At 63.8% G+C, this 24,396-nt stretch carries 25 protein-coding genes and 2 pseudogenes; 15 read left to right on the top strand and 12 right to left on the bottom strand.

Translation table 11 applies throughout. The annotated features are described in order from the left end of the window. Positions 1-339: 339 nt before the first annotated feature. The 5 genes and pseudogenes from GA0071312_RS13145 to GA0071312_RS13125 all read left to right on the top strand — a co-directional run. Positions 340-1,140 (top strand): annotated as a pseudogene (locus GA0071312_RS13145) (IS256 family transposase); the annotation flags it as partial. 85 nt (positions 1,141-1,225) lie between these two features. Then, the gene (locus tag GA0071312_RS13140) at positions 1,226-2,251 is read left to right on the top strand and encodes an IS110 family RNA-guided transposase (protein WP_074443356.1); all 1,026 of its coding nucleotides are present in this window, start codon (positions 1,226-1,228) and stop codon (positions 2,249-2,251) included. A gap of 270 nt (positions 2,252-2,521) precedes the next feature. Beyond that, positions 2,522-2,989 (top strand): annotated as a pseudogene (locus GA0071312_RS13135) (transposase); the annotation flags it as partial. Then, the gene (locus GA0071312_RS20505; protein ID WP_083204566.1) at positions 2,887-3,366 is read left to right on the top strand and encodes a cytochrome c oxidase assembly protein; all 480 of its coding nucleotides are present in this window, start codon (positions 2,887-2,889) and stop codon (positions 3,364-3,366) included. The pseudogene GA0071312_RS13135 and the gene GA0071312_RS20505, both read left to right, overlap by 103 nt. Continuing rightward, entirely contained in the window at positions 3,363-3,869 is a 507-nt protein-coding gene (locus GA0071312_RS13125; protein ID WP_074445332.1) for a CopD family protein, read from the top strand. Before GA0071312_RS20505 ends, GA0071312_RS13125 begins: the two co-directional genes overlap by 4 nt. Here GA0071312_RS13125 and GA0071312_RS13120 read toward each other — a convergent pair. Then, positions 3,830-4,357: a DUF2231 domain-containing protein gene (locus tag GA0071312_RS13120; protein WP_074445331.1), complete on the bottom strand. Its 528-nt coding sequence runs from the start codon at positions 4,355-4,357 to the stop codon at positions 3,830-3,832. The genes GA0071312_RS13125 and GA0071312_RS13120 overlap by 40 nt on opposite strands. Here GA0071312_RS13120 and GA0071312_RS13115 point away from each other — a divergent pair, their 5' ends adjacent. From GA0071312_RS13115 to GA0071312_RS13075, 9 genes are all read left to right on the top strand, one after another. Next, positions 4,358-5,062 carry a cytochrome c oxidase subunit II gene (locus GA0071312_RS13115; protein ID WP_238947210.1) on the top strand — a complete coding sequence of 235 codons (705 nt, stop codon included), beginning with the start codon at positions 4,358-4,360 and terminating at the stop codon, positions 5,060-5,062. After that, complete coding sequence (ctaD, locus tag GA0071312_RS13110) at positions 5,055-7,502, top strand: cytochrome c oxidase subunit I (protein ID WP_074445330.1); 2,448 nt, start codon at positions 5,055-5,057, stop codon at positions 7,500-7,502. Before GA0071312_RS13115 ends, ctaD begins: the two co-directional genes overlap by 8 nt. Positions 7,503-7,576: 74 nt before the next feature. Then, positions 7,577-7,882, top strand: coding sequence for a hypothetical protein (locus GA0071312_RS13105; RefSeq protein ID WP_074445329.1), 306 nt, complete (start codon positions 7,577-7,579; stop codon positions 7,880-7,882). 248 nt (positions 7,883-8,130) lie between these two features. Next, positions 8,131-9,822 (top strand): hypothetical protein, encoded by a 1,692-nt coding sequence (locus GA0071312_RS19710; protein ID WP_131817810.1) that lies wholly within the window; start codon positions 8,131-8,133, stop codon positions 9,820-9,822. A 199-nt stretch (positions 9,823-10,021) separates the two neighbouring features. After that, positions 10,022-10,393: a winged helix-turn-helix domain-containing protein gene (locus GA0071312_RS13095; RefSeq protein ID WP_074446170.1), complete on the top strand. Its 372-nt coding sequence runs from the start codon at positions 10,022-10,024 to the stop codon at positions 10,391-10,393. Positions 10,394-10,451: 58 nt separating this feature from the next. Then, positions 10,452-11,225 carry a molybdate ABC transporter substrate-binding protein gene (gene modA, locus GA0071312_RS13090; RefSeq protein ID WP_074446169.1) on the top strand — a complete coding sequence of 258 codons (774 nt, stop codon included), beginning with the start codon at positions 10,452-10,454 and terminating at the stop codon, positions 11,223-11,225. Beyond that, a complete protein-coding gene (modB, locus tag GA0071312_RS13085; protein ID WP_074445327.1) occupies positions 11,225-11,935 on the top strand; it encodes a molybdate ABC transporter permease subunit in 711 nt (236 codons plus the stop codon). The genes modA and modB overlap by 1 nt, the downstream gene beginning before the upstream one ends. Beyond that, positions 11,932-13,032: a molybdenum ABC transporter ATP-binding protein gene (modC, locus tag GA0071312_RS13080; protein WP_074445326.1), complete on the top strand. Its 1,101-nt coding sequence runs from the start codon at positions 11,932-11,934 to the stop codon at positions 13,030-13,032. The genes modB and modC overlap by 4 nt, the downstream gene beginning before the upstream one ends. After that, positions 13,029-13,727, top strand: a complete 699-nt coding sequence (locus GA0071312_RS13075) for a TSUP family transporter (RefSeq protein WP_074445325.1) — start codon at positions 13,029-13,031, stop codon at positions 13,725-13,727. The genes modC and GA0071312_RS13075 overlap by 4 nt, the downstream gene beginning before the upstream one ends. A 19-nt stretch (positions 13,728-13,746) precedes the next feature. On the opposite strand, the gene GA0071312_RS13070 is transcribed toward GA0071312_RS13075, so the two are convergent. From GA0071312_RS13070 to GA0071312_RS13060, 3 genes are all read right to left on the bottom strand, one after another. Continuing rightward, complete coding sequence (locus tag GA0071312_RS13070) at positions 13,747-14,217, bottom strand: YaiI/YqxD family protein (RefSeq protein ID WP_074445324.1); 471 nt, start codon at positions 14,215-14,217, stop codon at positions 13,747-13,749. Next, positions 14,214-14,762, bottom strand: coding sequence for a hypothetical protein (locus tag GA0071312_RS13065; RefSeq protein WP_074445323.1), 549 nt, complete (start codon positions 14,760-14,762; stop codon positions 14,214-14,216). The genes GA0071312_RS13070 and GA0071312_RS13065 overlap by 4 nt, the downstream gene beginning before the upstream one ends. A gap of 123 nt (positions 14,763-14,885) precedes the next feature. Beyond that, the gene (locus tag GA0071312_RS13060) at positions 14,886-15,152 is read right to left on the bottom strand and encodes a hypothetical protein (protein WP_131817809.1); all 267 of its coding nucleotides are present in this window, start codon (positions 15,150-15,152) and stop codon (positions 14,886-14,888) included. 141 nt (positions 15,153-15,293) lie between these two features. On the opposite strand from GA0071312_RS13060, the gene GA0071312_RS19705 reads away from it, so the two are divergent. Beyond that, positions 15,294-15,602, top strand: coding sequence for a hypothetical protein (locus GA0071312_RS19705; RefSeq protein WP_131817808.1), 309 nt, complete (start codon positions 15,294-15,296; stop codon positions 15,600-15,602). Between the two features lie 146 nt (positions 15,603-15,748). On the opposite strand, the gene GA0071312_RS13055 is transcribed toward GA0071312_RS19705, so the two are convergent. From GA0071312_RS13055 to GA0071312_RS13020, 8 genes are all read right to left on the bottom strand, one after another. Beyond that, a complete protein-coding gene (locus tag GA0071312_RS13055) occupies positions 15,749-16,714 on the bottom strand; it encodes a zinc-binding dehydrogenase (protein WP_074446168.1) in 966 nt (321 codons plus the stop codon). Between the two features lie 169 nt (positions 16,715-16,883). Beyond that, positions 16,884-17,684, bottom strand: coding sequence for an MBL fold metallo-hydrolase (locus GA0071312_RS13050; protein WP_074445321.1), 801 nt, complete (start codon positions 17,682-17,684; stop codon positions 16,884-16,886). Positions 17,685-17,686: 2 nt separating this feature from the next. Further along, positions 17,687-18,484: a TatD family hydrolase gene (locus GA0071312_RS13045; protein WP_074445320.1), complete on the bottom strand. Its 798-nt coding sequence runs from the start codon at positions 18,482-18,484 to the stop codon at positions 17,687-17,689. 7 nt (positions 18,485-18,491) lie between these two features. Next, positions 18,492-20,039: a methionine--tRNA ligase gene (gene metG / locus GA0071312_RS13040; RefSeq protein WP_074445319.1), complete on the bottom strand. Its 1,548-nt coding sequence runs from the start codon at positions 20,037-20,039 to the stop codon at positions 18,492-18,494. 36 nt (positions 20,040-20,075) lie between these two features. Continuing rightward, entirely contained in the window at positions 20,076-21,122 is a 1,047-nt protein-coding gene (locus tag GA0071312_RS13035) for a DNA polymerase III subunit delta' (RefSeq protein WP_108721873.1), read from the bottom strand. A gap of 5 nt (positions 21,123-21,127) precedes the next feature. Next, positions 21,128-21,799, bottom strand: a complete 672-nt coding sequence (gene tmk, locus GA0071312_RS13030) for a dTMP kinase (RefSeq protein ID WP_074445317.1) — start codon at positions 21,797-21,799, stop codon at positions 21,128-21,130. Continuing rightward, positions 21,796-22,938: a D-alanyl-D-alanine carboxypeptidase family protein gene (locus GA0071312_RS13025; protein WP_074446167.1), complete on the bottom strand. Its 1,143-nt coding sequence runs from the start codon at positions 22,936-22,938 to the stop codon at positions 21,796-21,798. Before GA0071312_RS13025 ends, tmk begins: the two co-directional genes overlap by 4 nt. Before the next feature lie 176 nt (positions 22,939-23,114). Next, positions 23,115-24,035, bottom strand: a complete 921-nt coding sequence (locus tag GA0071312_RS13020) for a septal ring lytic transglycosylase RlpA family protein (RefSeq protein WP_238947208.1) — start codon at positions 24,033-24,035, stop codon at positions 23,115-23,117. Positions 24,036-24,396: the final 361 nt, after the last annotated feature.

Raw genomic sequence — 24,396 nt, 5'->3', positions numbered from 1 at the left:
GACGGGTCCGCCGCCTGGTCCCAGCCGTACTGGCGCAACCATGCCGGAGGGCCAATTGCGCGCCGTTCGTTCAACGCGCACGATTTCCGTCAGGCCGTTTCGGCGCATCTTCGGCGCGCTCGGGTCTTTCGCCCGGGCCTGAAGACGCATGAAGCCCGGCAAATGAAGTCATGCAGACATGCACATATGCCGGCGCGCAGACATGCAGGGCGCATGGTCTTCAAGGTCGTGATGCCATGGGTTGAGCTATACGCGAATCTGGGTGACGCAGTTTGAGGAGGTGGCGTATCGTGGCGGGTGCTGAAGCCTGCCAGAACTTCCAAAAGGAACGATACGCCTATGAAAGATGATATCACGATTACCCCGCTGTACCAGCCCGGATCTGTTGCGGATCCTCTGACAGAAATTGCCCGTGACGGCGCCCGCAGGATGCTTGCGGCGGCACTTCGGGCCGAAGCCGATACCTTTGTGGAGCAATATGCCGAGGAGGCTTTGCCGGATGGCCGGCAACGGATCGTCCGGCATGGTTATGGGCCACAGCGCAGCATTCAGACCGGCATCGGTCCGCTCGACGTGCGCCGCCCGAAAGTCCGCGACCGGGCCACCGATATGCCCGCGGAGAAGAAGGTCCGCTTCACCTCAAGCATCCTGCCGAAATGGGCCCGGCGGTCGAAAAGCCTCGATGCCCTGCTGCCGGTGCTCTATCTGCGCGGGATCTCCACCGGCGATTTCCAGGAAGCGCTGTCAGCGTTGCTCGGGGTAGATGCACCGAACCTGTCGCCTGGTGTCATCTCCCGTCTGACGGGCGATTGGCAGCAGGAATACGATCGCTGGCAGGGCCGTGATCTCTCGGCCCGGCGGTATGTCTATATCTGGGCCGACGGTGTCTATCTGCAGGCCCGCATGGAACCGCAGGCCGAGTGCATACTGGTCATTCTCGGCGCCACGCCGGAGGGGAAGAAGGAGCTCGTCGGCTTCCAGGTCGGCATGCGCGAGAGCGCGCAGAGCTGGCGCGAACTGTTGGTCGACATCAAGGCCCGCGGCCTCAAGGTGCCGCCCGAGATCGCCGTGGGCGATGGCGGCATGGGGTTCTGGAAGGCCCTCGACGAGGTCTTCCCGGGAACGCATCATCAGCGCTGTTGATGGATTGGATGCCCCCTCCCAACGGCATCGCAATGTGCCAACGTGGTGATCTGCAGGTCATTCACGAGAGGAGGAAGCATCCATGGACAACATTAGCATCATCGGCCTTGACCTCGCAAAGCGGGTCTTCCAGGCGCACGGCGCGCGAGCGGACGGTAGCGTCGGCTTCCGCAAGAAGCTGGGTCGCTCGCAGGTTCTCGGCTTCTTTGCCAAGCAGCCGCGCTGCATCGTTGCTATGGAAGCGTGTGCGACGGCCCACGAGTGGGGCCGCGCGATCGGCGAGCTCGGTCACGAGGTCCGCCTGATCCCGCCGATCTACGTCAAGCCGTTCGTCAAGCGGCAGAAGAACGACGCGGCCGACGCAGAGGCGATAGCCGAGGCGGCGGGTCGCCCGACCATGCGCTTCGTCGCGGTCAAATCCGAGGCGCAGCAGGCGAAGGCGATGGCTTTCCGGACGCGGGACCTCCTCGTCAAGCAGCGCACGCAGCTCATCAACGCACTGCGGGGCCACCTCGCCGAGCACGGCCTCATAGCGCCGCAGGGGCCGGCTCATGTCAAGGTGCTGGCGGACGCGCTGGAGGCAGCCGGCTCGCGTCTCGAGACGCTCGTGATCGAGCTGGGGCGCCTCTATCTCGAGCAGATCGAACTGCTCTCCGGCAGGATCGCGGATCTCGACAAGGTGCTGAAGCGCGAAGCGGCGCGGGAAGAAGACACCGCACGACTGATGACCATGCCTGGCGTGGGCCCGCTGACTGCGATGGCGGTCCAGACCTTCGCCCCGCCGATGGAGACGTTCAGGCGTGGACGCGACTTCGCAGCCTGGACGGGGCTCGTCCCTGTCCAGCGATCGACCGGTGGGAAGCAGATCCTCGGACGAACGTCCAAGATGGGGCAGCGCGACATACGGCGTCTCCTGATCATCGGCGCGATGTCGGTGGTCCGCTGGGCCGTCAGGAAGGGCGCGCCGGAAGGCAGTTGGCTCGCACGCATGCTGGCCCGCAAGCCACGCATGGTCGTCGCCATCGCGCTGGCCAATAAGATGGCGCGCGGGATCTGGGCGATGTCGACGCGGGGAGAGAACTTCAGGGGTCCGGTCGCCGCGGTCTGATGACGACATCAGCCGAGGCAGCCGGGCCGTTGGGCGTGTGAGGAAGTCGACAGCAAGGTAAGGGCAAACGATCGGTCAGATCGGGATCGAGAAAAGCATTTGAACCCAAAGAGCCTCGAGCTCGCGCTGTTGATGTGCACTCGATCCGCGTATCTCCATACTGGCCCGCGGTCCGTTCAGAGCCGCATCTCAAGGCCTGATACATGACCGCACCCGATCACGCGCTTGAGCCGAGCAGAAACCTCTTGCACGAACGGGGGCATCCATACATGGGTTCACAAGACGGCTAACGTCCTGAACAAGTTCCCGAAATCCATGCAGCCGGCGGTGAAGGCCGATCTGCGCGAGATCTGGCAGGCCGAAACCCGCGCCGCGGCGGAAACCGCCATCGACACCTTCGCCGAGAAATACGGCGCCAAATACGAGAAGGCCGTGACCTGTCTCACCAAAGACCGCGAAGCCTTGCTGGCATTCTACGGTTTCCCCGCCGATCACTGGGATCACCTGCGCACCGGCAATCCGATCGAGAGCGTGTTCGCCACCGTCAGGCATCGAACCGTGCGGACCAAGGGAGCATTGTCGCAGAAGACCGCGAAGCTCATGGTCTTCAAGCTCGTTCAGGCCGCCGCAAAGACATGGCGCCGCCTGAAGGGCGCGAAGCAGTTGCCAATGGTCATCGAAGGTGTCAGATTCACCAATGGTGTCGCCGTAAACGGTACCGAAAACCGCGCCGCCTGATCAGGCCGTATCACCCAAAATCCCGCATAGCTCGCCATGATGCGTTCTACTGGCTCATGCAGATTGCGTTGATCGCAACCGCATGGGCCTTCTGGAGTGCCGTCTTCGACACCCGTGATGATGCACTGGAGACGCTTTCCGCAAGCGCCGCAGTGGCCGGTCTCGCGGGGCAGATGGGGCTGATCGGCGCGGTGCTGACCTTCGCGCCGCAAGTCCTCTATCCCGAACATCTTCCGCTCACCGCCCCGTTCGGCCTGACGCCGCTGGCCGATCAGCAACTCGCCGGGCTGATCATGTGGGTGCCGGGCATGCTGCCGATGGCGGTGCTGACGGCCTTCCTGCTGCGGCGCGGCTGGAGCCGGGGATTCGCCGCATGATCGCGTTTCTCAAGGCGTTCCATATCGCGGCTTTGTCGATCTGGTGCGCGGGGCTCGTTCTGCTCCCCGTTCTGATGCAGTTCAACGGCCGCGGCGAAGCGGTTCGCCACCAGGAAGGCTACACGCAGTTCCGGCGGATCAGCCATTTCGGCTACACGATGGTGATCACCCCCGCCGCCATCATCGCCGTCGTGGCCGGAACTACGCTCATTCTGGTGATCGATCTGGTCGCGCCGTGGCTGCTGGCCAAGCTCGTCGCCGTATGCGGGATGGTACTCGTCCACGCCTGGCTCGGGCATCTGATCGTGCGGAGCGGGGAGGGCGCGGGCGATTATCGCATGCCACCGCCCCTGATTGCCCTCATGATCGGCGCACCGCTGATGCTGACGGTGCTCTGGCTGGTTCTCGCAAAGCCCGATCTGACCGGTCTGACCGCCCTGCTACCAGGTTTTCTGCGCGAACCTCAGGGCCGCGACTTGCCCGGAATCCTGACGCCGATCTGATAATCAAAAACGAGTTTTCCGCCATGCCAACCGGTAATTCCCGTCATTCCTGCTGCGACGAGCGACAACAAAAGCCCCCAGGGCAGCACCGCGCCCTCGGGATCGCCGATGCGCAGCAACCAGTTGGCGGCGAGGATCGAAAGCAGCATCACCGCGAGGATGAAATGCGTCCAGCTCGCGGAGCGGTTGCGGATGGCGGGGACGATCAGCAGTTCGACCGTCCCGGTCACGCCGGCGATCACCCCCATCAGGAAGGCGCCGAAAGCGGCCCAGCCGGCGACCCGTGTCCAGAACACGTCCGCCGTCCACCAATAGATGAGATCCGCGCCCAGAACGCACATGGTCAGGGCGATCGGGAAGGCGACGAGCATAGCATGGAGCGGGTGGCCGGCTATGGCGATCCGGGATTCCGTGTCGTAGAGCGCGCGCCGCTCCTCGATTGGATCGACCAGCATCTGATGTGCGGTTTCGCCATGCTCTTCAGCCATATGCGTATGCTCCTTGATGTGCTGCCTCATCCGGTCAAGCGTTTGGCCCCGCTCACGGTTCCGCTCGGGCTCGCGGGATGCGATGGCGGCCTCTCCGCGCTCGCCCCGGCGGGGCCGAACGCCGCCGAGATCGCCTGGCTGTGGTGGGCTCTGCTCGCCGGCGCCACGCTTCTGACGCTCTTCGTTCTGGCGCTCCTGCTGATGGCATTCGGCCCGCCGCGCGCGGTTTCCGAGCGGCGCTGGACGCACGGGCTGGGCCTGGGATTATCGCTCGGCGTGCTGACAGCCGTGCTCGCCACCGGCCTGTGGGTGGGTGAGCGTATCCTGCCGCGCGATGATGGCGCGATCGAAGTGCATGCCCACGCCTATCAATGGGGCTGGCGCTTCACCCAGCCGGGGGCGGATGGCCCGGTCGAGACCGAGGGCGTGCTGCATATTCCGGCGAACCGTCCGGTCGATGTTCTGGTCACCACGGAGGATGTCATCCACGCATTCTGGGTGCCGCGGCTTGCGGGCAAGATCGACGCAATACCGGGGCGCACCAACAGGTTACGGCTGGAAGCTGATACGCCGGGTGCATTGTCGGGGATCTGTGCCGAGTTCTGCGGCATCGGGCATGCGGGCATGCGTTTCGAGGTGATCGTCCATGCCGGCGAGAATTGGCCGGACGCGCTTCCCGCAAGCGCGAGTGATTCCGATGAGTGAGGCGAAAACCATGCCCGACATCACGCCCAATGCCCCGCAACGCGCGCTCGCCCTGCATCGCGGGCTTGACCGGGTCTGGCGCAACGACCGGGGGCTGTGGGGGCAGATTACCGCCGTCAACCATACGACGCTGGGTCTGCGCTTCATGGGGACGGCGCTGGTCTGTTTCGCCATCGGCGGCATTCTGGCGATGCTGATCCGCGCGCAACTCGCGACGCCGCAGGGCGCGTTCCTCGATTCGGAGCGCTATAACCAGATCTTCACGATGCATGGCAGCATCATGATGTTCCTCTTCGCCATCCCCATGCTGGAAGGATTGGCGATCTACATGCTGCCCAAGATCCTCGGCACCCGCGACATGGCGTTTCCGCGCCTCACGGCGCTGGGTTACTGGTGCTATCTGTTCGGCGGGCTGATCCTGCTCTTCGCCTTGCTTGCCGGCGTTGCGCCGGATGGCGGCTGGTTCATGTATACGCCACTCTCGGGCGCAACCTACTCGCCCGGCATCAACGCCGATATCTGGCTGCTCGGCATCACCTTCGTGGAAATCTCGGCGATCTGCGCGGCGGCGGAGATCACCGTGACCATTCTGCGCCAGCGCGCGCCGGGCATGAAACTCACGCAGATGCCACTGCTCGCCTGGTATCTTCTGGGCACTTCGGTGATGATGCTGGTCGGCTTCCCGCCGCTGATCCTCGGCTCGATCCTGCTCGAGATCGAACGCGCCTTCGACTGGCCGTTCTTCGATGTGGCGCGCGGGGGCGATCCGCTCTTGTGGCAGCACCTGTTCTGGCTGTTTGGCCATCCCGAGGTCTACATCATCTTCCTTCCGGCAGCGGGGGTGCTGTCGACGATCATACCGGTACTGTCGCGCACCCCGATTCTCGGCTATGGCGCGATCGTGGCGGCGATCGTGGCACTGGTCTTCCTCTCCTTCGGGCTCTGGGTGCACCACATGTTCACCGTGGGGATCCCGCATATGGCGCTGGCTTTCTTCTCCGCCGCCTCGGTTCTGGTCGCGGTGCCGACGGCAGTGCAGGTCTTCGCCTGGATCGGGACGATGTGGAAGGGGCAGCCGCAGCTGCGCCTGCCGATGCTGCATGTGATCGGCTTCTTCCTGACCTTCGTCATGGGCGGGCTGACGGGCGTGATGCTCGCGATCGTGCCGTTCAACTGGCAGGTGCATGACACCGCCTTCGTCACGGCGCATCTGCATTATGTGCTGATCGGCGGCTTCGTCTTTCCGATGATGGCAGCGGCCACTTACTGGATGCCGCAGATCACCGGGCGTGCGCCGATCAAGGGGCTCGGCGCCGCCGCTTTCTGCGTGATCCTGATCGGTTTTCATGGCACCTTCTTCATCATGCATCTGACCGGTCTCATGGGCATGCCGCGCCGTATCGACGTCTATCCCGGCAATCCGGAATGGACTTGGCTCAATCTGACTTCGTCGATCTTCGGCTTCGTGATGACGATCGGTTTCGCGCTGTTTGCGCTCGATCTGATCCTGCAGGCGCTGATGGGGCGGCGCAGGTCGCGCAATCCCTGGCAAGCGCCGACCCTGGAATGGGCGATGGCGCTGCCCACGCCGAGCTATACCTTCGCCTCGCTTCCGCTCCCGGCGCAGCAGCATGCCGATGCCCGTCTCGTACTCGCGCGCGGGGAGGGGGCGTTGCCCGGGGCGCCGCGTGGCCTGCGCGAACTCCTCGTGACGGAGGCAGGATCCGCCCGGCCCGATCACGTTGCGGTCCTGCCGGGCAATTCCGCCTTGCCGCTCGGACTTGCCGCAGCGATCGGCCTGTTCGTGCTGATGATGCTCGCCGGCCTCTACTGGATGACGCTTCCCGCACTTGCGCTGGTCACGGTGCTGGTCTGGCGCTGGGGCAGGGGGATGGCCTTCGCGCGTGATCATGATCCCGTGCCCGTGGCGCCGGGGCTCGATCTGCCGGTCCAGTGCCACAAACGGATGACGCTTGCGCATACGGGCGCGGTCTGCCTGCTGGTGGCGAACGGGACGTTGTTCGCCTCGCTGCTCTTCGGCGTCGGCTTCCTCTCCGTGGTCGCCCCGGGCTGGCCGGCTCCCTCGCCGGGTCAGGGTGGCATGCCGGAAGCGCTGCTGATCGGCGCGATCGTGCTCGCGCTCGCGATCGGTATGCTCGCGGCACGCTTCGCGGATGCGGCCCGCAGGCGCGCAAAGCCGGTCTTTGCCGGGGCGGGGGCGGGGCTCACCGCCAATCTCGTCGCGCTCGCCCTCGTCGGCTGGCTCGCCGCGACGGCGCTCGACGATCCGACCGCGCACGCGCGCGACGCCCTGCACGGCGTGCTGGCCGGCTATGTCGGCCTGCATGCCTTCATCGTGTCCGGGTTTGCAGGCTTCGCCTTCGATCAGGCACGGCGGGGCGAGATCGCGCGCACGCGCCCCGGGAGCCTTCCCGGATGACGGCTGTGGCAGGATTATACCGCAGCGACGACGCTACTCGTGGCAGCCGTGGTGCTCTGGCAGGGAGGTACGGCATGAGGCTGCTCGCCTGGACTTTGGCCGGCCCGGCCATCTGGGCCGTGGTCTTCAGCCTCGTCTATGCGCTGCACGGGGCCGGCTGCGCGCTCGGCTGGCAGCATGTCGAGGCCCCGCTCGGCTCGATGCACCGGCTCGTTCTGACTTTGGCCTGGAGCGCGGGCCTCGGCGCCTGCGGCGTGCTTCTGGCCGTGCGACCTGCCGGGGAGGGGCGCGAAGCCTATCTCCCGCGCGCCGGCGCCTGGATCGGGCTGGGCGCGACGCTGTTCACGCTGTTTCCGGTGGTGTTTGCGAGCACGTGTTGAGGGAGGCGAGGGCTTGAGAAGTTGCGTTTCCTGCTGAACCCGGCAGCGCCATACGCCCATGCACCCATGCACCCATGCGTTAATAATTAACAATCATTTATGACAAAAATTGCAAGAAGCACTCCAGTATTGTGATATCGACGCCAACAAAGCAATTCAACACGTCCGGGAGATCGGACCTGAGCGCTCGATCTTGCATCGACAGATCGGATAGCGTTGGTGCACGATCTTGAGGGCCCCAGGAGGTTATGATGCGGCGCAGCCTACCATATTCCCTGATATTGGTGCCGGTATTTTCAGGTCTTATCCTATATCAGATTTTATATACACCCAGTCCAGATGAGTTGCTTGCACCCACATACGACAGTGGTGTGGGTTCATCAGTTGATTATATATTCAATAATATGGCGGCTATTTTTACTGTAACGTCAATCTCATTATATTTTACAGCATTTATAATACTTTTGATACTGGAGTCTCTATTCTTAAATTTATCTAAAAGATGGCTTGTATTGCCAATATTATACTTTGGCTTTTTTTATACCATGCTTATATACGAATTTACTGTCAAATCTACAATCGAATCATCTGGTGAATATCAAAATCGACAAAATCGGCTTGTTCTTGATTGGAGCAGAGTTAGATTGGTTACCAAGGGCATTCAGCACTGGTTCTTGGTTAACTATGATTTGCCAGTCACTTTCGAAGAGACGGCTTTAGGACGAGATGGCTATCTTGCACACAGAATAGTTCCAATTGAGCAATGTGATGATATTCGAGATCGGAATCTACATAAAATTATAGAAGGGTTGTTTTTGAGGCAATTGTATCAAGACGGCGCGAAGAGCGAAGATTATTGCCTCGTATCGAACTCCGAAAAACCACAAGGTCGAACAATACATGTCTCCCGCGAGGTGAATCCGATCCGTAATATATTTGTAAATTTGAAGAAAATTGATTTCATTATCCGTGATTGGGGAGATAATGAGTACAGGATTTTCGCCGGCACCTCGCCGACATTGTTTCCGTTCCCGATTCCTCTGGTAAATTGCATGCCGCAGGAGCCGCAGGAGCCGCAGGAGCCGCAGCCGAGCTGGCTGGGTTGTCGCTTCGAATTCGCCCGTTTCCAGGGTGATCCGTTCGAAACCCGGTTTGAAACCGAGGAGCCGCAATGGCGCATCCTTGCCGATCACCTGCAGCTTGAACCGGTATCAATCCATGATCGGGAGATTGCTGATACACGCCGGTTGATGCAAGAAATGCATATGGTGGCGGGTGCCATTCTTGTAAACGAATTTTCGAAACTTTCAGAAGCCATAATCAATCCTGACAAGAGTATTGACGATCCTGACTTACGTATTCTGACTGCATCGCCTGAGTTTATTGCGTTGGGAGCTGAACGGTTCTCTCTGGGCATTCTGAGAAATCTGGAGCACCATCGAAGTGGAAAGGGAAATTCCAGCAAGAACATCCAGATTCTATCACAGGTTCTTGCACACACACCGACGGAAAAACTGGCCGAACGCGGCGCGCTTATCCTCGCGCTCTACGAAGATGCCGATGAAAACGATCTGATCTGGCAGCAGACTGCATTGCTTGGGGCGATCGGCGCCATCGGCGAAAGTGCGTTACCGGTGATCTTGCGTGCACCGGAAGAATCGTGGAGGCAGGATCAAGCGAAAATCGCGGGAATTTGCCGTGTCGGGCATGCGGCCCTGCCTGAGGCGGAAGCGTTCCTGAGCCGGATGTGGGAACAAGATCATGCGGGCGATGGCGTGCTCACCATCAATGTTCTATACGCTGCGATACGCCGTACCGGAATGGCGGTGCCCGAGTTTCATTCGAGGATCGAGAGGCACGAACGGCGGCTGACCAGGCGCTTCGGTGATATCACGCCCGAGTCGGATATCTCCATCTGTGACGGAGCATTGAGGCATTAGGGCATCATTCCGTCCGGTGGAGACCGGCTGACGGAGAAAATGATGCGTTGAGCAGTAACTTGAAGCGCCCGGCCTGACTCCGTCAGGTCGGCATGCGCTCTGGAGCGCGCCCTCGGGTCGCATGCTTGTTCCGCAAGTCATGGTGCCCGGGCTCACGCAGAGCATTGCCTTCTGCATGAACCGGGGCAATCCTGTGCGGATGAGTGAACATCGCGAAAATCCCCGCCTGCGGATTCGCATCGTTTTCGGTGAGCGCGGCATGATCGGGCCCGGCAAGGCGGAACTGCTGGAGCGGATCGATTCGGCCGGGTCGATCGCAGCGGCGGGCCGCGCCATGGGCATGAGCTACAAGCGCGCCTGGATGCTGATCGAGACCATGAATGCCATGTTTCGCGAGCCGGTGGTCGAGAGCACGCGCGGCGGGGCGCAGGGTGGCGGGGCGCGCCTGACGGATACCGGGCACAAGGTCGTCGCCGCCTATCGCGCCTTCGAGGCGGAAGCGGCATGCAGGGGCGAGGCGCATCTTGCGGAGTTACAGGGGTTGCTCGTCGATATTTCCGGCGGGAAATAGCGCTTGATCTTCGGCCCGGATCATCGATATGTTTGGGCGTACATATCAAGGGGGAATGATGTTTCGCCGGATTTGCCGCCGCGCCACAGCTGCCCTTCTTGCATCGGCGCTGTTCATCGCAGCGCCGGCGCAGGCCGATGACCTCGTCGTTTTCGCGGCTGCCAGCCTGACCAACGCCCTGGAGGCCGTTGCCGCGCGCTGGATGGACGAGACCGGCAGCCGTGTCGTGATCTCCTTTGCCGGCTCCTCCGCCCTCGCGCGGCAGATCGAGGCGGGCGCGCCGGCGGATATCTTCATTTCGGCGAATACCGACTGGATGGACGCGCTTGCCGCTGCGGGTGAGCTGCGCGAGGGGTCGCGGCGCGCCATTCTGGGCAACAGCCTCGTCCTGATCGCCCATGGGGGCGATGCGTCACCGGTCACGATCGACGAAAATCCCGATCTCGTCAGCATGCTCGATGGCGGGCGACTGTCGATGGCGCTGGTCGATTCCGTTCCTGCCGGCATGTACGGGCGCGAGGCGCTCACCACGCTCGGGCTGTGGGGCGATGTCGCGCCGCATGTGGCGCAATCGGACAATGTCCGCTCGGCGCTCGCCTTCGTCGCGCTGGGGGAGGCGCCTTTGGGAATCGTCTATGCATCAGATGCCCGGGTGGAGGATAGCGTAAGCGTGATCGCGACCTTTCCGGAGGGCAGCCACACGCCGATCACTTTGCCCGCCGCGATCACGGCACAAAGCGAGCATCCGCGCGCGCAGGACTTCCTCGATTTCCTCTCTTCCGATATCGCCGCCCCGATCTGGCGCGAATACGGCTTCAGCGTTGCCGGTTGATGCTGGAGGCGATCACCACATGGCTCGGGCCGGATGAATGGCAGGCGGTGCGGCTGAGCCTGCGGGTCGCCTTCTGGGCGACGCTGGTCAGCCTTCCATTTGGCATTTTCGTGGCCTATGCGCTGGCGCGCTGGGAGTTTCCCGGCAAGCAGGTCCTGAACGGGCTCGTGCATATGCCGTTGATTCTGCCGCCGGTGGTGACGGGCTATCTGCTCCTGATCACCCTCGGCCGGCGCGGACCGGTGGGGCAGTTTCTCGATCAATGGCTCGGCGTCGTCGTCTCGTTTCGCTGGACGGGAGCGGCCATTGCCGCCGGGGTGATGGCCTTTCCGCTGATGGTGCGCGCCATCCGGCTGGCCATCGAGGCGGTCGATCCGAAGCTTGAAGCGGCGGCGGGCACGCTCGGCGCATCGAAGCCCTGGGTGTTCGCCACGGTAACGCTGCCCCTGATCCTGCCCGGCGTCGTCGCCGGTGCAATCCTCGCTTTCGCCAAGGCGATCGGCGAGTTTGGCGCGACCATCACCTTCGTTTCCAGCATTCCCGGCGAGACCCGCACGATTCCGTCGGCGATCTACGCCTTCCTGCAGGCGCCGGGGGGCGAGGCGGCGGCGGGGCGGCTCGTCATCGTGGCGATCGTCATCGCCATGGCCGCGCTGATTCTGTCGGAATTCGTCGCACGGCGCGTTGTGAAGAGGGTGTCCGGTTCATGATCCTCTCCGTCGCGCTCCGCCATGCCTTCCCGGGATTCGATCTCGATGTCGCCTTTGAGGCGCCGCCCGGCGTGACGGTGCTGTTTGGTCCTTCGGGGTCGGGCAAGACCACCCTGATCAATGCGGTGGCCGGACTCCTGCGCCCGGATACGGGGCGTATCGCCGCTGGCGACTGGGTGCTGGTCGATACCGCCAGCCGCCGCTTTCTGCCGCCGCATCGCCGGCGTCTGGGCTATATCTTCCAGGAGGGGCGACTGTTCCCGCATATGAGCGTGCGGCAGAACCTGCTCTACGGGCGCTGGTTCGCGCCGCGTGACGCAAAGCGCGAGGATTTCGGGCAGGTCGTCGATCTGCTCGGCATCGGCCATCTCCTCGAGCGCCGCCCGGCTGCGCTCTCGGGTGGTGAGAAGCAGCGTGTGGCGATCGGGCGTGCGCTGCTCGCCGCGCCGAAGCTGATCCTCGCCGACGAGCCGCTCGCGGCGCTCGACGAGGCGCGCAAGGCCGAGATCCTGCCCTATTTCGAGCGCCTGCGCGATGCGGTGGATATCCCGATCCTCTATGTCAGCCATTCCTCGGCGGAGGTGGCCCGGCTCGCCACCACCGTCGTCGCCCTGCGCGACGGCAAGGTCGCGGCCACGGGATCGCCTCAGCAGGTTCTGGGCGATGTTGCCGCGATGGGTGCGCGCGGCGCTGCGTCGATCCTCACCGTCCGTGTCATCGCGCATCACGCGGACGGGCTGAGCGCGCTCGATGGCGCCGGTGGCAGGATGTGGCTGCCGCGCGTTTCCCATGCGCCGGGCGCGGTGATCCGTGTGCGCATCGCGGCGCAGGACGTGCTCCTCTCGCGCGCCCGACCGGAAGGCCTTTCCGCGCTCAACATTCTCACCGGCACCATTGCCGAGATCCATTCCGGCCAGGGCCCCGGCGCGCTGGTGACCCTCGCCATGGGTGAAGAGCGGCTGATCGCACGGGTGACGCGCCGGGCGGTGGCGGCCATGGGGCTTGCGCCAGGCCAGACCTGCCATGCCGTGATCAAGAGCGTCGCCATCGCCCCGCAGGATGTGGGGACTGGCGCGGCACGGCAGGTGAATTCATGACTCGGCCTCGCCGCCCCGGGCTCTCTTTCGGGATCGGTGCGCTCGTGGGAACCGCCGGCGGGCTGATCGGGCTGGGCGGCGCGGAGTTCCGGCTTCCGGCGCTGGTCCGGTTGCTGCGTTTCAACGCCCGCGAGGCCGTCGCGGTGAATCTGGTGGCGAGCTTCATCGTGCTCGCCGCGGCCTTTCCGTTTCGCGCCGCAGCCGTCCCGTTGAACGAGATCGGACTGCATCTGCCGGCGGTGCTCGGCATGCTGGCGGGTTCGATGACGGCGGCCTGGATCGGCGCCGGCTGGCTGCGGCGGGTCTCGGAGCGCCTGCTCGGGCGGCTGATCCTGATCCTGCTGGTCGGATTGGGGCTGGTGCTCATCGCCGAGGGGGTATTCGTGGCGGAGCCGACCCGGCTGGTCGGGGAGGGGGCGATGGTGACAATCGCCGTCGCGGCGGCCTGCGGCATCGGTATCGGCCTCACACGTCATTTCGGCACGGGAGCGGTGCTGCGTGAGGGGCCGGTCTGGCGGGCCACCATCCTGCCGCTGGGGCTCGGCTCCGTGCTCGGCGCCGTGATCGGCGCCTTGACGGTCGCCTATGTTCCCGCACAAGCCCTGAAGATCGGGCTGGGCATCATCCTGATCTGGTCCGCATGGGGCGTGTTCCGGCATCTGCCGCAGGGGCATGATGCGAAGAGCACGCGGTGATCCCGGGATCCGCAGCGTTCTATGCCGGGGCGCGGGCAGCGCGACGCATGGCGCTTTCCAGGCCCTGCAGAAAGCGTGAGCGGTCTGCGCTCGTGAAAGGCGCCGGGCCGCCGGTTTCATGACCGGCGCTGCGCAGATCGGTCATCAGATTGCGCGAAGCCAGCGCCATGCCGATGCGGCTCTCGTCGAGGATCTCGCCCTTCGGCGTCACGGCCTGACCGCCGGAGCCGACGCAGCGGGCCGCGAGCGGGATATCGGCGGTGACGACGACACTGCGCGGCACAGCGCGCTCGGCGATCCAGTCATCGGCCTTGTCGAGTCCCTCATCGACGATGATCAAGGCAATCTGCGGATCACGCGGCACGCCGATGCGGCGATTGGAAACCAGATAAACCTGCGAACCATGGCGCGCAGCCACGCGGTAGCATTCGTCCTTCACCGGGCAGGCATCGGCATCGATGAAGAGGGTAGGGCCGCGCGTTTCGCTCATAAGCCCGGTCTTAAGGGCGTGGCGAAGCGTCCACGTGCCTCAATGCAGTCATCGGTATCCGGCGGGCTCATGAAATCGTCCTGGCGGCAGAGCAGGGCGTCGAAGCTGCCTTCTGCCATGGCCGAGGCATCTTCGAGATCAAGATCGTCGAAGCGGATATCCGCATCACGCGGCGCATCGGTACTGACGAAGAAGGGCCCTGACAGACCATCGGGGAAGAAGCTGACATCGGCATCCATGATATCGTTGCCCATGAGCGAAATATCCATGGACAGAACATTGCTCATGAGGCTGTCGCCGCCCCGTTCATGACCCTGGATCGAAACCATGGTCATCGGCCCGAAATCCGAAAATTCCGCAGTCGCGGTCCCTTCCGAGGGCACTTCGAGCGTATCCCAGACAAAGGCCTGATCACCGATCTCGCCGGTGATCTCGCCGATCGGATCCTCGGCGAGGGCAGGGGCTGCGCCAATGGCCAGGATGATGGCGGCAAGGCCTGATATGCGGCGCGTCACCGGCGTGACGAAAGGCAGGGGCTGAAGCATCTCGACCTCATGGCAGGTGCCGGAACGGGTCTCGTCCGTTCGGTGTTCGTTTGGTCATGGCTCTTGATACCGCTTGCATGCCGGTTGGGCAATGCATCCGCACATATCTCGCAGCAGCCCGGATCAGCCGCGTAACGCCCTGGCGACGAAACCGGCAATCATCACGATTCCGCCAGCGGCCAACCCGAAAAACGCAATGAACCCCAAACCTTGCGCATTGCCGACGATACGTCCCTCGGGATCGAAAAAGATGCCGGCCAGCAACGGCACGACACTGATGATCACGATACCGGGGCCAATCAGGAGCAGATTGCGCGCCAGACCGCGCGGCGCGCGCAGTCCAAGCCACAGACTGACAACGGCCATCAAGACAACAATGCTACCGATCATAAATGCCCTCCATCAATTGAGAGTGTAATCCGGCAATCGGATTCGCGCCAGCATGGAGAAGCAAAACAGTTCGAATTTCGGCGCCGGTGCCGCGGGTAGAGCACCGCATGCGGGGAGGGCGCCCGGTGCCTGATATCCGCAATGGATATCGCGCCCGGCGATGACGAACTGAATGCACCACTGGAAAGGCTATCCTCCGCAAGCAGCCTGCCCGGTCGCCATGCCGGATTCCGCGCGCTGACCGCCACTTGGACCGCCACTTGGATCACTACTTGGATCACTACTTGGATCGAAATCCGCACCCGCGCAACCGTTCAGCCTGATCTGCTCAGGCAAGCGTGCAGTGTGCCGGCAATTGCGGGGAGTGCGGCCCCGGTTCGATCGATCCGGCCTGAACTGATCCGGGCTGCCATGGGCGGCACCGCTGACACGCTATTGGTTTTCGCATAAGATATATTATGGAACCAAAAAGATGCAGGGAAAGCCTTTTCAAGACAATGGCTTGCGTCGAGCGCCTGGTGCCCGGGCTTGCGGCGCACACGCGTTGGTGCGCGCCGCCCGACCGGCATCGCTCTCCATACGCTTCAGGCGCAGCGTCAAGGATGCAGCAGGATCTTGCCAAAATGGCGGTTCGCGCGCATGTGCTCCAAAGCCGCGCCGGCCTCCGCGAGCGCGAAGCTGCGATCGATCGGCAGATGCAGCGTGCCGTCACAGATAACCGGCCAGAGATCGCGCTTCACGCCGGCGACGATGGCGCGGATCTCCTCGATCGAGCGCGTGCGGAATGTGACGCCGATATAGCGGATGCGCTTGAGCGCATGCAGGTCGCAATCGAATTCGGTCGTGCTGCCGCCGAGGCGCCCGACATTGACGATACGTCCGCGCACGGCAGCGGCCTGCATGGCCGGTGTTACCAGCGGCCCGGAAATCTGGTCGATGATCAGATCGACGCCGCCATCAGTCAGCGCGCGCACCTGTTCGGGCCAGTCGGCCTCGCTTGTGTCGATGGCGTGATGTGCGCCGAATTCCGTCAGTTTCGCCCGGCGCGCATCGTCGGTCGACGAGCCGATCACGACGCGGGCGCCCAGATGGCGCGCGATCTGCTGGCCCATCAGCCCGACGCCGCTGCTCGCGCCGAGGATCAGGACGCTGTCGCCGGCGCTCATGCCGCCATTCTCGACGAGCGCATTATGCATGGTCTGGAGCGCCAGTGGCAGGGTCGCCGCGCGGTCGAAAGCGAATCCCTCGGGGATCGGCAGCGCCCGCAGATGATCGGTGACGGCATATTCGGCATAGCCGCCAGCGCCACTGCACATGACGCGGTCGCCGACCTTCCAGCCGGTTACGTGGCTGCCCAGGGCCGCGACCTCACCGGCGAATTCCAGGCCCGGAACGGTTCCGCGCCCGCCCATCGCCCCATGGGCGGCGCCTGAAGCGACGGCGAGATCGGCCCGGTTGAGCGCTGCCGTGCGCACCCGCACGAGGATCTCTTGCGGTTTCGGTTCCGGGCGTGGCACGTCGCCGATTTCGAGCCCGTCCTCGCCGACGTAAGCTGCCTGCATCGTTGCGCCCATCATGGCCTTGATTCCCTTTGACATCAATCCTGGCAACCCGGAGCGAGCCCCCTGCCCGCGCTGATGGCGCCGATGTATCGTCGGACCTTGCAGCCCACAGGCCAAGGCCCGTGACACCCATGCGGGTTTGCGCGGCTGCGCGCGACAGATCAAAGGCTCAATCGGAAATCGCGATGCGCATGCCGTCGAAGGCCGGCTCGACGTGATCGGGCAGTTGCCGGGCGAGTTCGCGATAGTCGAGATCGGTATGCAGGTTGGTCAGAACGGCATGGCGCGGTCGTACGCGCTCGATCAGATCGAGGGCGTCGGCGACATTGAAATGAGTCGGGTGCGGGTTGTAGCGAAGTGCATCGATCACCAGTGTCTCGAGCCCGTGCAGCTGCGCCTCGGCGGCCTCGGGCATGGTGCTGACATCCGGGGCATAGGCAAAATCATGGATGCGAAAGCCCAGCGCATCCGTGCCGCCATGGATCATGCGGAAGGGCCAAGCGCGGATCACGCCGCCCTCCCCTGTGACCTCGACGGGCATGTCTTCGGCGATCAGGCGGGAATCGAGGATCGGCGGATAATTGCTGCCGTCAGGCGTTTTGAAACAATAGTCGAAGCGCTCTTCGAGGATCTCCGTCGTCTTCTGATCCATATAGACGGGAATCCGGCGACGCATATGGATCACGAGCGGGCGCAGGTCATCGATGCCATGGGTGTGATCGGCATGTTCGTGGGTGAAGACCACCGCATCAAGATGGCGGATTTCGGCGTCGAGCAACTGTTCACGCAGATCCGGCGAGGTGTCGAACAGGATAGCGGTTTCGCCGGCGGAATGGCTGCGGCTGACGAAGAGCGAGCAGCGCCGGCGCCGGTTACGCGGCTCGGCCGGATCACAGGCGCCCCAGCCGGTGCCGACTCGCGGCACGCCGCCCGATGAGCCGCATCCGAGAATGGTCGCGACCAGCGCCATGATCAGGCGCCTGCCCTGCCATCGGCCTGCGCCGCCTTGGCGAACAGGTTGTAGAAATTCTCCGTCGTCATCGCTTCGAGCTCCGCCGGCGGCATGTCGAGGGTTTCGGCCAGGATGCGCAGGGTGTGCGCCGTGTAGGCCGGCTCGTTGGTCTTGCCACGCACCGGCTGAGGAGCGAGATAGGGCGCATCCGTCTCCACGAGAAGACGCTCGCGCGGGATCTTGCGGGCAATGGCGCGCAGTTCCTCCGAGCGCTTGAAGGTGACGATGCCGGAGAACGAGATGGCGAAGCCGAGCTCGATACCTGTCAAAGCGAGCTTTTCGCCGGATGAAAAGCAATGTAGAACAGCCTTGTAGGGCCCCTTGCTGAACTCATTCCTCAGGATCTCGATCATCTCCTCATCCGCATCGCGCGCATGGATGACGAGGGGGAGGCCAGTTTCGCGCGCGGCGGCGATATGGGTGCGAAAAACGCCGCGCTGCACCTCGCGCGGGCTTTTATCGTAATAATAATCGAGCCCCGCCTCCCCGATCGCGACGCAGCGCGGGTGCGCCGACAGGCGCACGAGATCGGCAACCGGCACATCCGGCTCCTCGCCGGCATTGTGGGGATGGGTGCCGACGCTGAAGAAGATACGCCGGTCGCTCTCGGCGAGGGCGCGGTAAGTGTCGTATTTGGCCACCCGCGTCGAGATCGTGACCATGCGCCCCACACCCGCCTCCTCCGCGCGGGCGAGCACGCCGGGCAGGTCCTCGGCGAATTCCGGAAAATCGAGATGGCAATGGCTGTCGACGATCATGGGCGGCTCACGAGGCTTCCGGCTCGATGAATCGGGGGAAGACCGGTTGCGGCGCCGGGAGCGCTGCGCCAGGCGCGAGACGACCGTCCTCCCCGATCGCTGCGATGCGGCGTTGATCAGGGGAAACGGCGAGCAAATCCAGGAGCTTGGACGCCGAATCCGGAATGAAGGGTTGAACCAGGATACCAACGATCCGCAGCACTTCCGCCGTGACATAGAGCACGGTGGCCATGCGCGCCGGGTCGCTCTTGCGCAGGGCCCAGGGCTCCTGCGAGGCGAAATAGCGATTGGCTTCGCCGACCACGGCCCAGATCTCGGCGAGCGCCTGGTGCAGGGCGAAATCCTCCATCGCCCCCCTCACCTTCTCCGGCAAGGCCTCCGCCTGGTCGAGCATGGCGCGGTCGGCCTCGCTGAAGGCGCCGGGCTCGGGCACAGCCGCTGCGCAATGCTTGCCTATCATCGAGAGCGAGCGCTGCGCCAGATTGCCGAGATCATTGGCGAGATCGGCATTGATGCGATTGACGATGGCCTCGTGCGAATAGTTGCCGTCCTGGCCGAAGGGCACTTCGCGCATGAAGAAGTAGCGCAGCGGATCGACGCCGTAGGTGTCGGTCAGGGCGAAGGGATCGATGACATTGCCGACCGATTTCGACATCTTTTCCCCGCGATTGAAGAGAAAACCGTGGCCATAGACGCGTTTGGGCAGGGGCAGTCCGGCGGACATCAGGAAAGCTGGCCAGTAGATCGTATGGAAGCGCACGATATCCTTGCCGATGATGTGCACATCCGCCGGCCAGTAACGCCATTTCGGGCTGTGCTCGTCGGGGAAGCCGCAGCCGGTGACGTAATTGTTGAGCGCATCGACCCAGACATACATCACATGCTTGGGATCACCCGGTACCGGCAGCCCCCAGTCGAAGGTGGTGCGGCTGATCGAGAGATCCTGTAGCCCGCGCCTGACGAAGGAGACGACCTCGTTGCGGCGCGTATCGGGGCCGATGAATTCCGGATGCTCCGCGTAATGCGCCAGCAGGCGATCCTGATAGGCGGAAAGGCGGAAGAAGTAGCTCTCCTCCGCCACCCACTCCACCGGCGCGCCGGTCGGCGCGAGGCGGCTGCCGTCGGGCTGCAGCGTGAGTTCGCCCTCGTCGAAATAGGCCTCGTCACGTACCGAGTACCAGCCCTCGTATTTCGAGAGATAGATGTCGCCGGAATCCTGCATCCGCTTCCACAACTCGTGCGTGGAGGGCAGGTGATCGGGATCCGTGGTGCGGATGAAACGGTCGAAGGAGCAATTCAAACGCTCGCCCATCGCCTCGAATTGCGGGGCGAGCCCGTCCACGAATTCCTTTGGTGAGACGCCGTTCTTGCGCGCCGTCTGCTGCACCTTGAGGCCGTGCTCGTCTGTGCCCGTCATGAAGAAGACGTCGTAGCCATCGATACGCTTGAAGCGTGCGATCGCATCGGCCGCGACAACCTCGTAGGCATGGCCGATATGGGGCGCGCCATTGGGATAGGAAATCGCGGTGGTGATATAGTACGTCTTCGCAGCCATCCGGCGCAACCTTCTGAAGAGACTGGCAAAACGATCTCAATCAAGCGCCGTGACGGCGCCGGCGAGATCGCCGAACATGGTGAGCACGAGCGGGCGTCGATCGAGATTGTAGATATCCGCCTCCCGCGCCGCGCGGGCGATCTTGTCACATACCTCGACCAGCGGCGCAAGCCGCCGCGCACCGGCATGCGCATGGCGATGAAGAAGCTCCGAGACCCAGCTCTGCAGCGTTTCCAGCGCCAGTGCGAACTCTTCTTCGGCCCCCTTGCGGGCCATTTTTTCCGCGAAGGCGAGCACACGCCCGGTATCCTCGCGCGGCAGGGCCGCCAGCAATTGCTCCATCGTCTCGACAGTCTCGCGCTTGGCCGGATCGAGGAGCTCGAAGGCGCGCCGCGCGGATCCCTCCGCCCGGGTCACGGCGGCAGCGATCGCCTCGGGCCCGTCCGTCACCGTATCGATCGATCCGAGCACACGGGTCAGATCCGCCGGTGACAGTGGCGCCAGATCGAGCCGGCGGCAGCGCGAGCGGATCGTCGGCAGAACCCGGCGCGGCTCATGAGCGAGGATCAGGAAGAGCGAGCGCGGGGGTGGCTCCTCCACCATCTTCAGAAGTGCATTGGCGCTGGGTGGGGTCAGATCCTCGGCACTGTCGACGATGCAGATACGATAGCCGGCAGCCGCGGCGGTGGAGCCGAACAGATGCAGCGCCTTGCGCACCTGTTCGACCGGGATCGTCGTCGTTGCGGCCTTCTTCTCCGTGGCGGCGAGCCGCCGCAGGATGAAGAGATCGGGATGCGACAGGGCCGCGACCTGACGCGCCGCCGGATGGTCCGGACTAATGGCAAGATCATCGGGAGCGCGCTCGGGCGCATGGCCATAAGCGAGCACGAAACGCGCGATCCGATAGGCGAGCGTAGCCTTGCCGATCCCCTGCATACCGCCGACCAGCCAGGCGTGATGCAGGCGCCCGCTGCGAAATCCAGTGAGAAAGGCACGCTCTGCGGCCTCCTGGCCGAACAGCACGGAACGGTGGCGCGGATGCGGGGCGCCGGAGAGTTGATCAGGGTCTGTGGCTTGCGGCATAATCTCTATTTTTCAGTGGCTTGCATGGCGATATTCAATTCCCTTGCGAATTTTCCCTTGACGCATTGCCAGATGGCGAATTCCACCTCTTCGGCGTCGCGATCGGCGGCGATCACCCGATAGCGCTGCGGGTCCGCCTTGGCAAGCGCCTGAAAAGCCTCGCGTAAGCGTTTGTGAAAGTTCAGATTCTCGGCTTCGAAGCGATCCGCTTTCTGATCCGGGCTGCCGCGCCGCGCATTGGCACGCGCCAGCCCGGTCTCTGCCGGCAGATCGAGGATGAGCGTCAGGTCGGGCCGCGTTTCGCCGATCACGACCCGCTCCAGCGCGGCGAGTTCGCCATCGTCGATCTCGCCGAGCGCCCCCTGGTAGGCGCGGGTGGAATCGGAAAAGCGGTCACACAGCACGATATCGCCACGTGCGAGCGCCGGACGGATTGTCTGTGCGAGATGATCGAGACGCGCGGCGGAGAACATCAGCGCCTCGGCGAAGGGCCCGTAAGGCTTGCCCTCCCCCGCCAGGATCGCCTCGCGGATCCGCTCGGCATAGGGCGATCCCCCTGGCTCGCGGGTAACCACCACACGGTGACCGAGTGCCTCCAGCCGTGCGGCAAGGCGCCTGATCTGCGTCGACTTGCCGGCCCCCTCCCCGCCTTCCAGCGTGATGAACAGTCCGCTCATCCGCTCTCGCTTCCGAAGATCGCCCGTCGCACGGCCCCGGAGCCGAGCTCCCACAGCGCATCGAGCGCCCGCTGCGAGAGCGTTCCCAACCCTACATCCTGTGCTGCCTGCAGGGGCATTTCGAGGGCGAGCGCATCACCGCGCATCACGCGCAGCATCGCGACCTCGTCTCCAGCGCGCACCGGCACTGCCAGCGGCCCGCGATAGACGATCTGCGCCGAAAGGCGCTCATCCGTGCCGCGCGGCAGCAGCACGCGCACGTCCCGGCTGGCGATGAGAGGGACATAGTTGATCTCCCCACCATAGACGCGCGCACTGCCGACTTCGTCACCCGCTTCGAACAGGGTGCGCGGCTCGAAGGCGCGAAAGCCCCATTCCAGCAGACGCCGCGCCGCCAGCGCGCGGTCACGGGCGTTCTCCAGGCCGTTCACGACGACAATCAGCCGCTGGTCGAGTTGCATGGCGGAACCGACCAGCCCATAGCCCGATTCGGAGAGAAATCCGGTCTTTACGCCATCCGCGCCGATTCCCATGGTGAGCAAAGGGTTGCGGTTGCGCTGGCGAATGTCGTTCCAGACGAATTCCTCTTCGCCGTAGAGTGCGTAGATCTCCGGCGATGTTTCGATGAAATGCCGCGTCAGCAAGGCGAGTTCGCGGGCGGTCGTCACCTGATCGGGATCGTGGTAGCCGGTCGCGTTCGTGAAGAAGCTCTGTGTCAGCCCGAGTTCGCGGGCGCGCTGCGTCATCATTCGCCCGAAAGCGCCCTCGGACCCGGCAATCGTCTCTGCGGCGGCGATGGCGGCATCATTTCCCGAATGGATGATGATGCCGCGCAGGAGGTCCCAAAGTTTGATGGCGCTGCCGATTTCGGCAAACATGGTCGAGCCGCGCGACGGCGCACCGCCGCGCCGCCAGGCATCTTCTGAAATGACGAATTCCGTGTTCTCGTCGATCCGCCCACGTCGGATCTCCTCGGCGATGACCTCGACCGTCATGATCTTGGCCATGCTGGCCGGAACCATGAGATCGTCCGCGTTCTTGGCAAAGAGAACGGCGCCGGTTTCGGCATCCATCAGGAAGGCCTGCGCGGCGCGCGTCTCGAAATTCTGCGCTGCCGCATCCGGCACACCGACGAGCATGCCCGGCACGAGCCAGAGACAAACGAGAATGAGCAAGACCCGCAATTTGTGCACGAATTCCGACCCGTCGTCTGAGCACGCATCCAGGCGACAATGTGCGGCTTGACGACCGATTAATCAACGCTTTTCGGCGTCTGGTGCCGCGCCCGCGCGAAACTAGTGTCCGCGAAATCGCATCATTGCGTGCGGCGCAGGCTGCGCTGATTGGCTGTGGCGAGGCCACCGAAGGCGCTGTCGCGCGAAAGCGCCTGCGTTTCGACCTCAGGATCGGCGAAGAAAAGGCCTGCAAGAACCGATCCGCCGCCATTCCCTGTCGAAGGCCGGGATTGCCGCGATGCCGCACTTTCCGGCTCCGCCTGCGCAAAGCTCGCATGCGTGACCGGCGGCTCGCTCTGCTGCTGCGGCCCGGACTCGGCCAACATTGTTCCCCCCGGGCGGGTATCATGATCCGGCAACTGCGCCATCTGCCCGTCGGTCCGCAGCGTCGAGACCAGAATCTGGTCGTCGCTGCCGTCGACATGCGCCGGCCCGACATAATCCACCTGCACCCGCCCGACGCCGTCCTGGCGGAAATCGAGCGCCTCGGCGACGGTCTTGGACACATCAATGATGCGGTTGCCGTGGAAAGGCCCGCGATCGTTGACGCGCACGATCAGTGAGCGATTGTTCTCGAGATTGGTGACGCGGGCATAGCTTGGCAGTGGCATCGTGGTATGTGCCGCCGAGATCGCGTATTGGTCGAACACCTCGCCATTGGCCGTCTGGCGCCCATGGAAGCCGGGTCCGTACCACGAGGCGAGCCCGCGATTGCTGTAATTTTCGTCGCGACGCGGCGTGTAGGTGCGCCCGGCGATCGTGTAGGAGCGACCGACCATCTCGCGACCGCCGCCACGCGGTATCTCGCTGCCGTCGCTGACGACGAGCGGGCTGGCCGCGACCCCGTATTTCGGATCGACTTTCGCAGTCGGCGTTTGGCCAGAGCAGTTGGCGAGCGCCAGACCGAGCCCCACGACCAGAACCACCCTGAAAGCGCCCCCGCGCAAACCCGTCACCGGTTCGGCGTCGCGGCGCATTCCGAAAGCAACTGCATCTGGCATGTCGACCTTTCCCGTCCCATCCCGTGCCAGCATGCGGCAGGGATACGAATACGAAGTTAACCCGCAGCGCCGGGTGAAGTCAGCCCTCGGGCAGCCCGCGAAAGCCATACCGCTTCGACGCCAAATGGGTCGAAATTGGGGCAGCCCGCAGACAAAGCGTCTTTCGCCGTAGCGGTCAAGCGTCGGGAATTTCTTACGAAATCGTTAAAGGATCACAGGCGCGCAGCACGCCTGCCGGGTTTTTGCCATGATGCCAGGGCTGTGGTAGAAAAACCGCATGCAGCGCGAAAAGCACTTGAAGTGATCCGGCAGAGATCAAAACGACCGCCGGCGCGATGCGCCAGCGGGTTCGCAGGGCAAA

Source organism: Saliniramus fredricksonii (assembly GCF_900094735.1).
GTDB classification, from domain to species: Bacteria; Pseudomonadota; Alphaproteobacteria; order Rhizobiales; family Beijerinckiaceae; genus Saliniramus; species Saliniramus fredricksonii.
The sequence above is the reverse complement of the archived record's forward strand: the minus strand, read 5'-3'. Positions and strand labels throughout refer to the sequence as shown.

Excerpts from the sequence above, each read along its gene's own strand:
- GA0071312_RS19705 (WP_131817808.1), top strand. The coding sequence starts at position 15,294 with ATGGATATCGCGCCCGGCGATGACGAACTGAATGCACCACTGGAAAGG.
- GA0071312_RS20505 (WP_083204566.1), top strand. The coding sequence starts at position 2,887 with ATGGCGCCGCCTGAAGGGCGCGAAGCAGTTGCCAATGGTCATCGAAGG.
- GA0071312_RS13125 (WP_074445332.1), top strand. The coding sequence starts at position 3,363 with ATGATCGCGTTTCTCAAGGCGTTCCATATCGCGGCTTTGTCGATCTGG.
- GA0071312_RS13075 (WP_074445325.1), top strand. The coding sequence starts at position 13,029 with ATGACTCGGCCTCGCCGCCCCGGGCTCTCTTTCGGGATCGGTGCGCTC.
- GA0071312_RS13140 (WP_074443356.1), top strand. The coding sequence starts at position 1,226 with ATGGACAACATTAGCATCATCGGCCTTGACCTCGCAAAGCGGGTCTTC.
- GA0071312_RS19710 (WP_131817810.1), top strand. The coding sequence starts at position 8,131 with ATGATGCGGCGCAGCCTACCATATTCCCTGATATTGGTGCCGGTATTT.
- GA0071312_RS13020 (WP_238947208.1), bottom strand. The coding sequence starts at position 24,035 with ATGCCAGATGCAGTTGCTTTCGGAATGCGCCGCGACGCCGAACCGGTG.
- GA0071312_RS13065 (WP_074445323.1), bottom strand. The coding sequence starts at position 14,762 with ATGCTTCAGCCCCTGCCTTTCGTCACGCCGGTGACGCGCCGCATATCA.
- GA0071312_RS13025 (WP_074446167.1), bottom strand. The coding sequence starts at position 22,938 with ATGCTCGTCGGTGTGCCGGATGCGGCAGCGCAGAATTTCGAGACGCGC.
- GA0071312_RS13105 (WP_074445329.1), top strand. The coding sequence starts at position 7,577 with ATGAGGCTGCTCGCCTGGACTTTGGCCGGCCCGGCCATCTGGGCCGTG.
- GA0071312_RS13070 (WP_074445324.1), bottom strand. The coding sequence starts at position 14,217 with ATGAGCGAAACGCGCGGCCCTACCCTCTTCATCGATGCCGATGCCTGC.
- GA0071312_RS13115 (WP_238947210.1), top strand. The coding sequence starts at position 4,358 with ATGCGTATGCTCCTTGATGTGCTGCCTCATCCGGTCAAGCGTTTGGCC.
- ctaD (WP_074445330.1), top strand. The coding sequence starts at position 5,055 with ATGAGTGAGGCGAAAACCATGCCCGACATCACGCCCAATGCCCCGCAA.
- GA0071312_RS13120 (WP_074445331.1), bottom strand. The coding sequence starts at position 4,357 with ATGGCTGAAGAGCATGGCGAAACCGCACATCAGATGCTGGTCGATCCA.
- GA0071312_RS13060 (WP_131817809.1), bottom strand. The coding sequence starts at position 15,152 with ATGATCGGTAGCATTGTTGTCTTGATGGCCGTTGTCAGTCTGTGGCTT.
- GA0071312_RS13045 (WP_074445320.1), bottom strand. The coding sequence starts at position 18,484 with ATGATCGTCGACAGCCATTGCCATCTCGATTTTCCGGAATTCGCCGAG.
- GA0071312_RS13050 (WP_074445321.1), bottom strand. The coding sequence starts at position 17,684 with ATGGCGCTGGTCGCGACCATTCTCGGATGCGGCTCATCGGGCGGCGTG.
- GA0071312_RS13035 (WP_108721873.1), bottom strand. The coding sequence starts at position 21,122 with ATGCCGCAAGCCACAGACCCTGATCAACTCTCCGGCGCCCCGCATCCG.
- modA (WP_074446169.1), top strand. The coding sequence starts at position 10,452 with ATGTTTCGCCGGATTTGCCGCCGCGCCACAGCTGCCCTTCTTGCATCG.
- tmk (WP_074445317.1), bottom strand. The coding sequence starts at position 21,799 with ATGAGCGGACTGTTCATCACGCTGGAAGGCGGGGAGGGGGCCGGCAAG.
- modB (WP_074445327.1), top strand. The coding sequence starts at position 11,225 with ATGCTGGAGGCGATCACCACATGGCTCGGGCCGGATGAATGGCAGGCG.
- modC (WP_074445326.1), top strand. The coding sequence starts at position 11,932 with ATGATCCTCTCCGTCGCGCTCCGCCATGCCTTCCCGGGATTCGATCTC.
- GA0071312_RS13095 (WP_074446170.1), top strand. The coding sequence starts at position 10,022 with ATGAGTGAACATCGCGAAAATCCCCGCCTGCGGATTCGCATCGTTTTC.
- metG (WP_074445319.1), bottom strand. The coding sequence starts at position 20,039 with ATGGCTGCGAAGACGTACTATATCACCACCGCGATTTCCTATCCCAAT.
- GA0071312_RS13055 (WP_074446168.1), bottom strand. The coding sequence starts at position 16,714 with ATGCAGGCAGCTTACGTCGGCGAGGACGGGCTCGAAATCGGCGACGTG.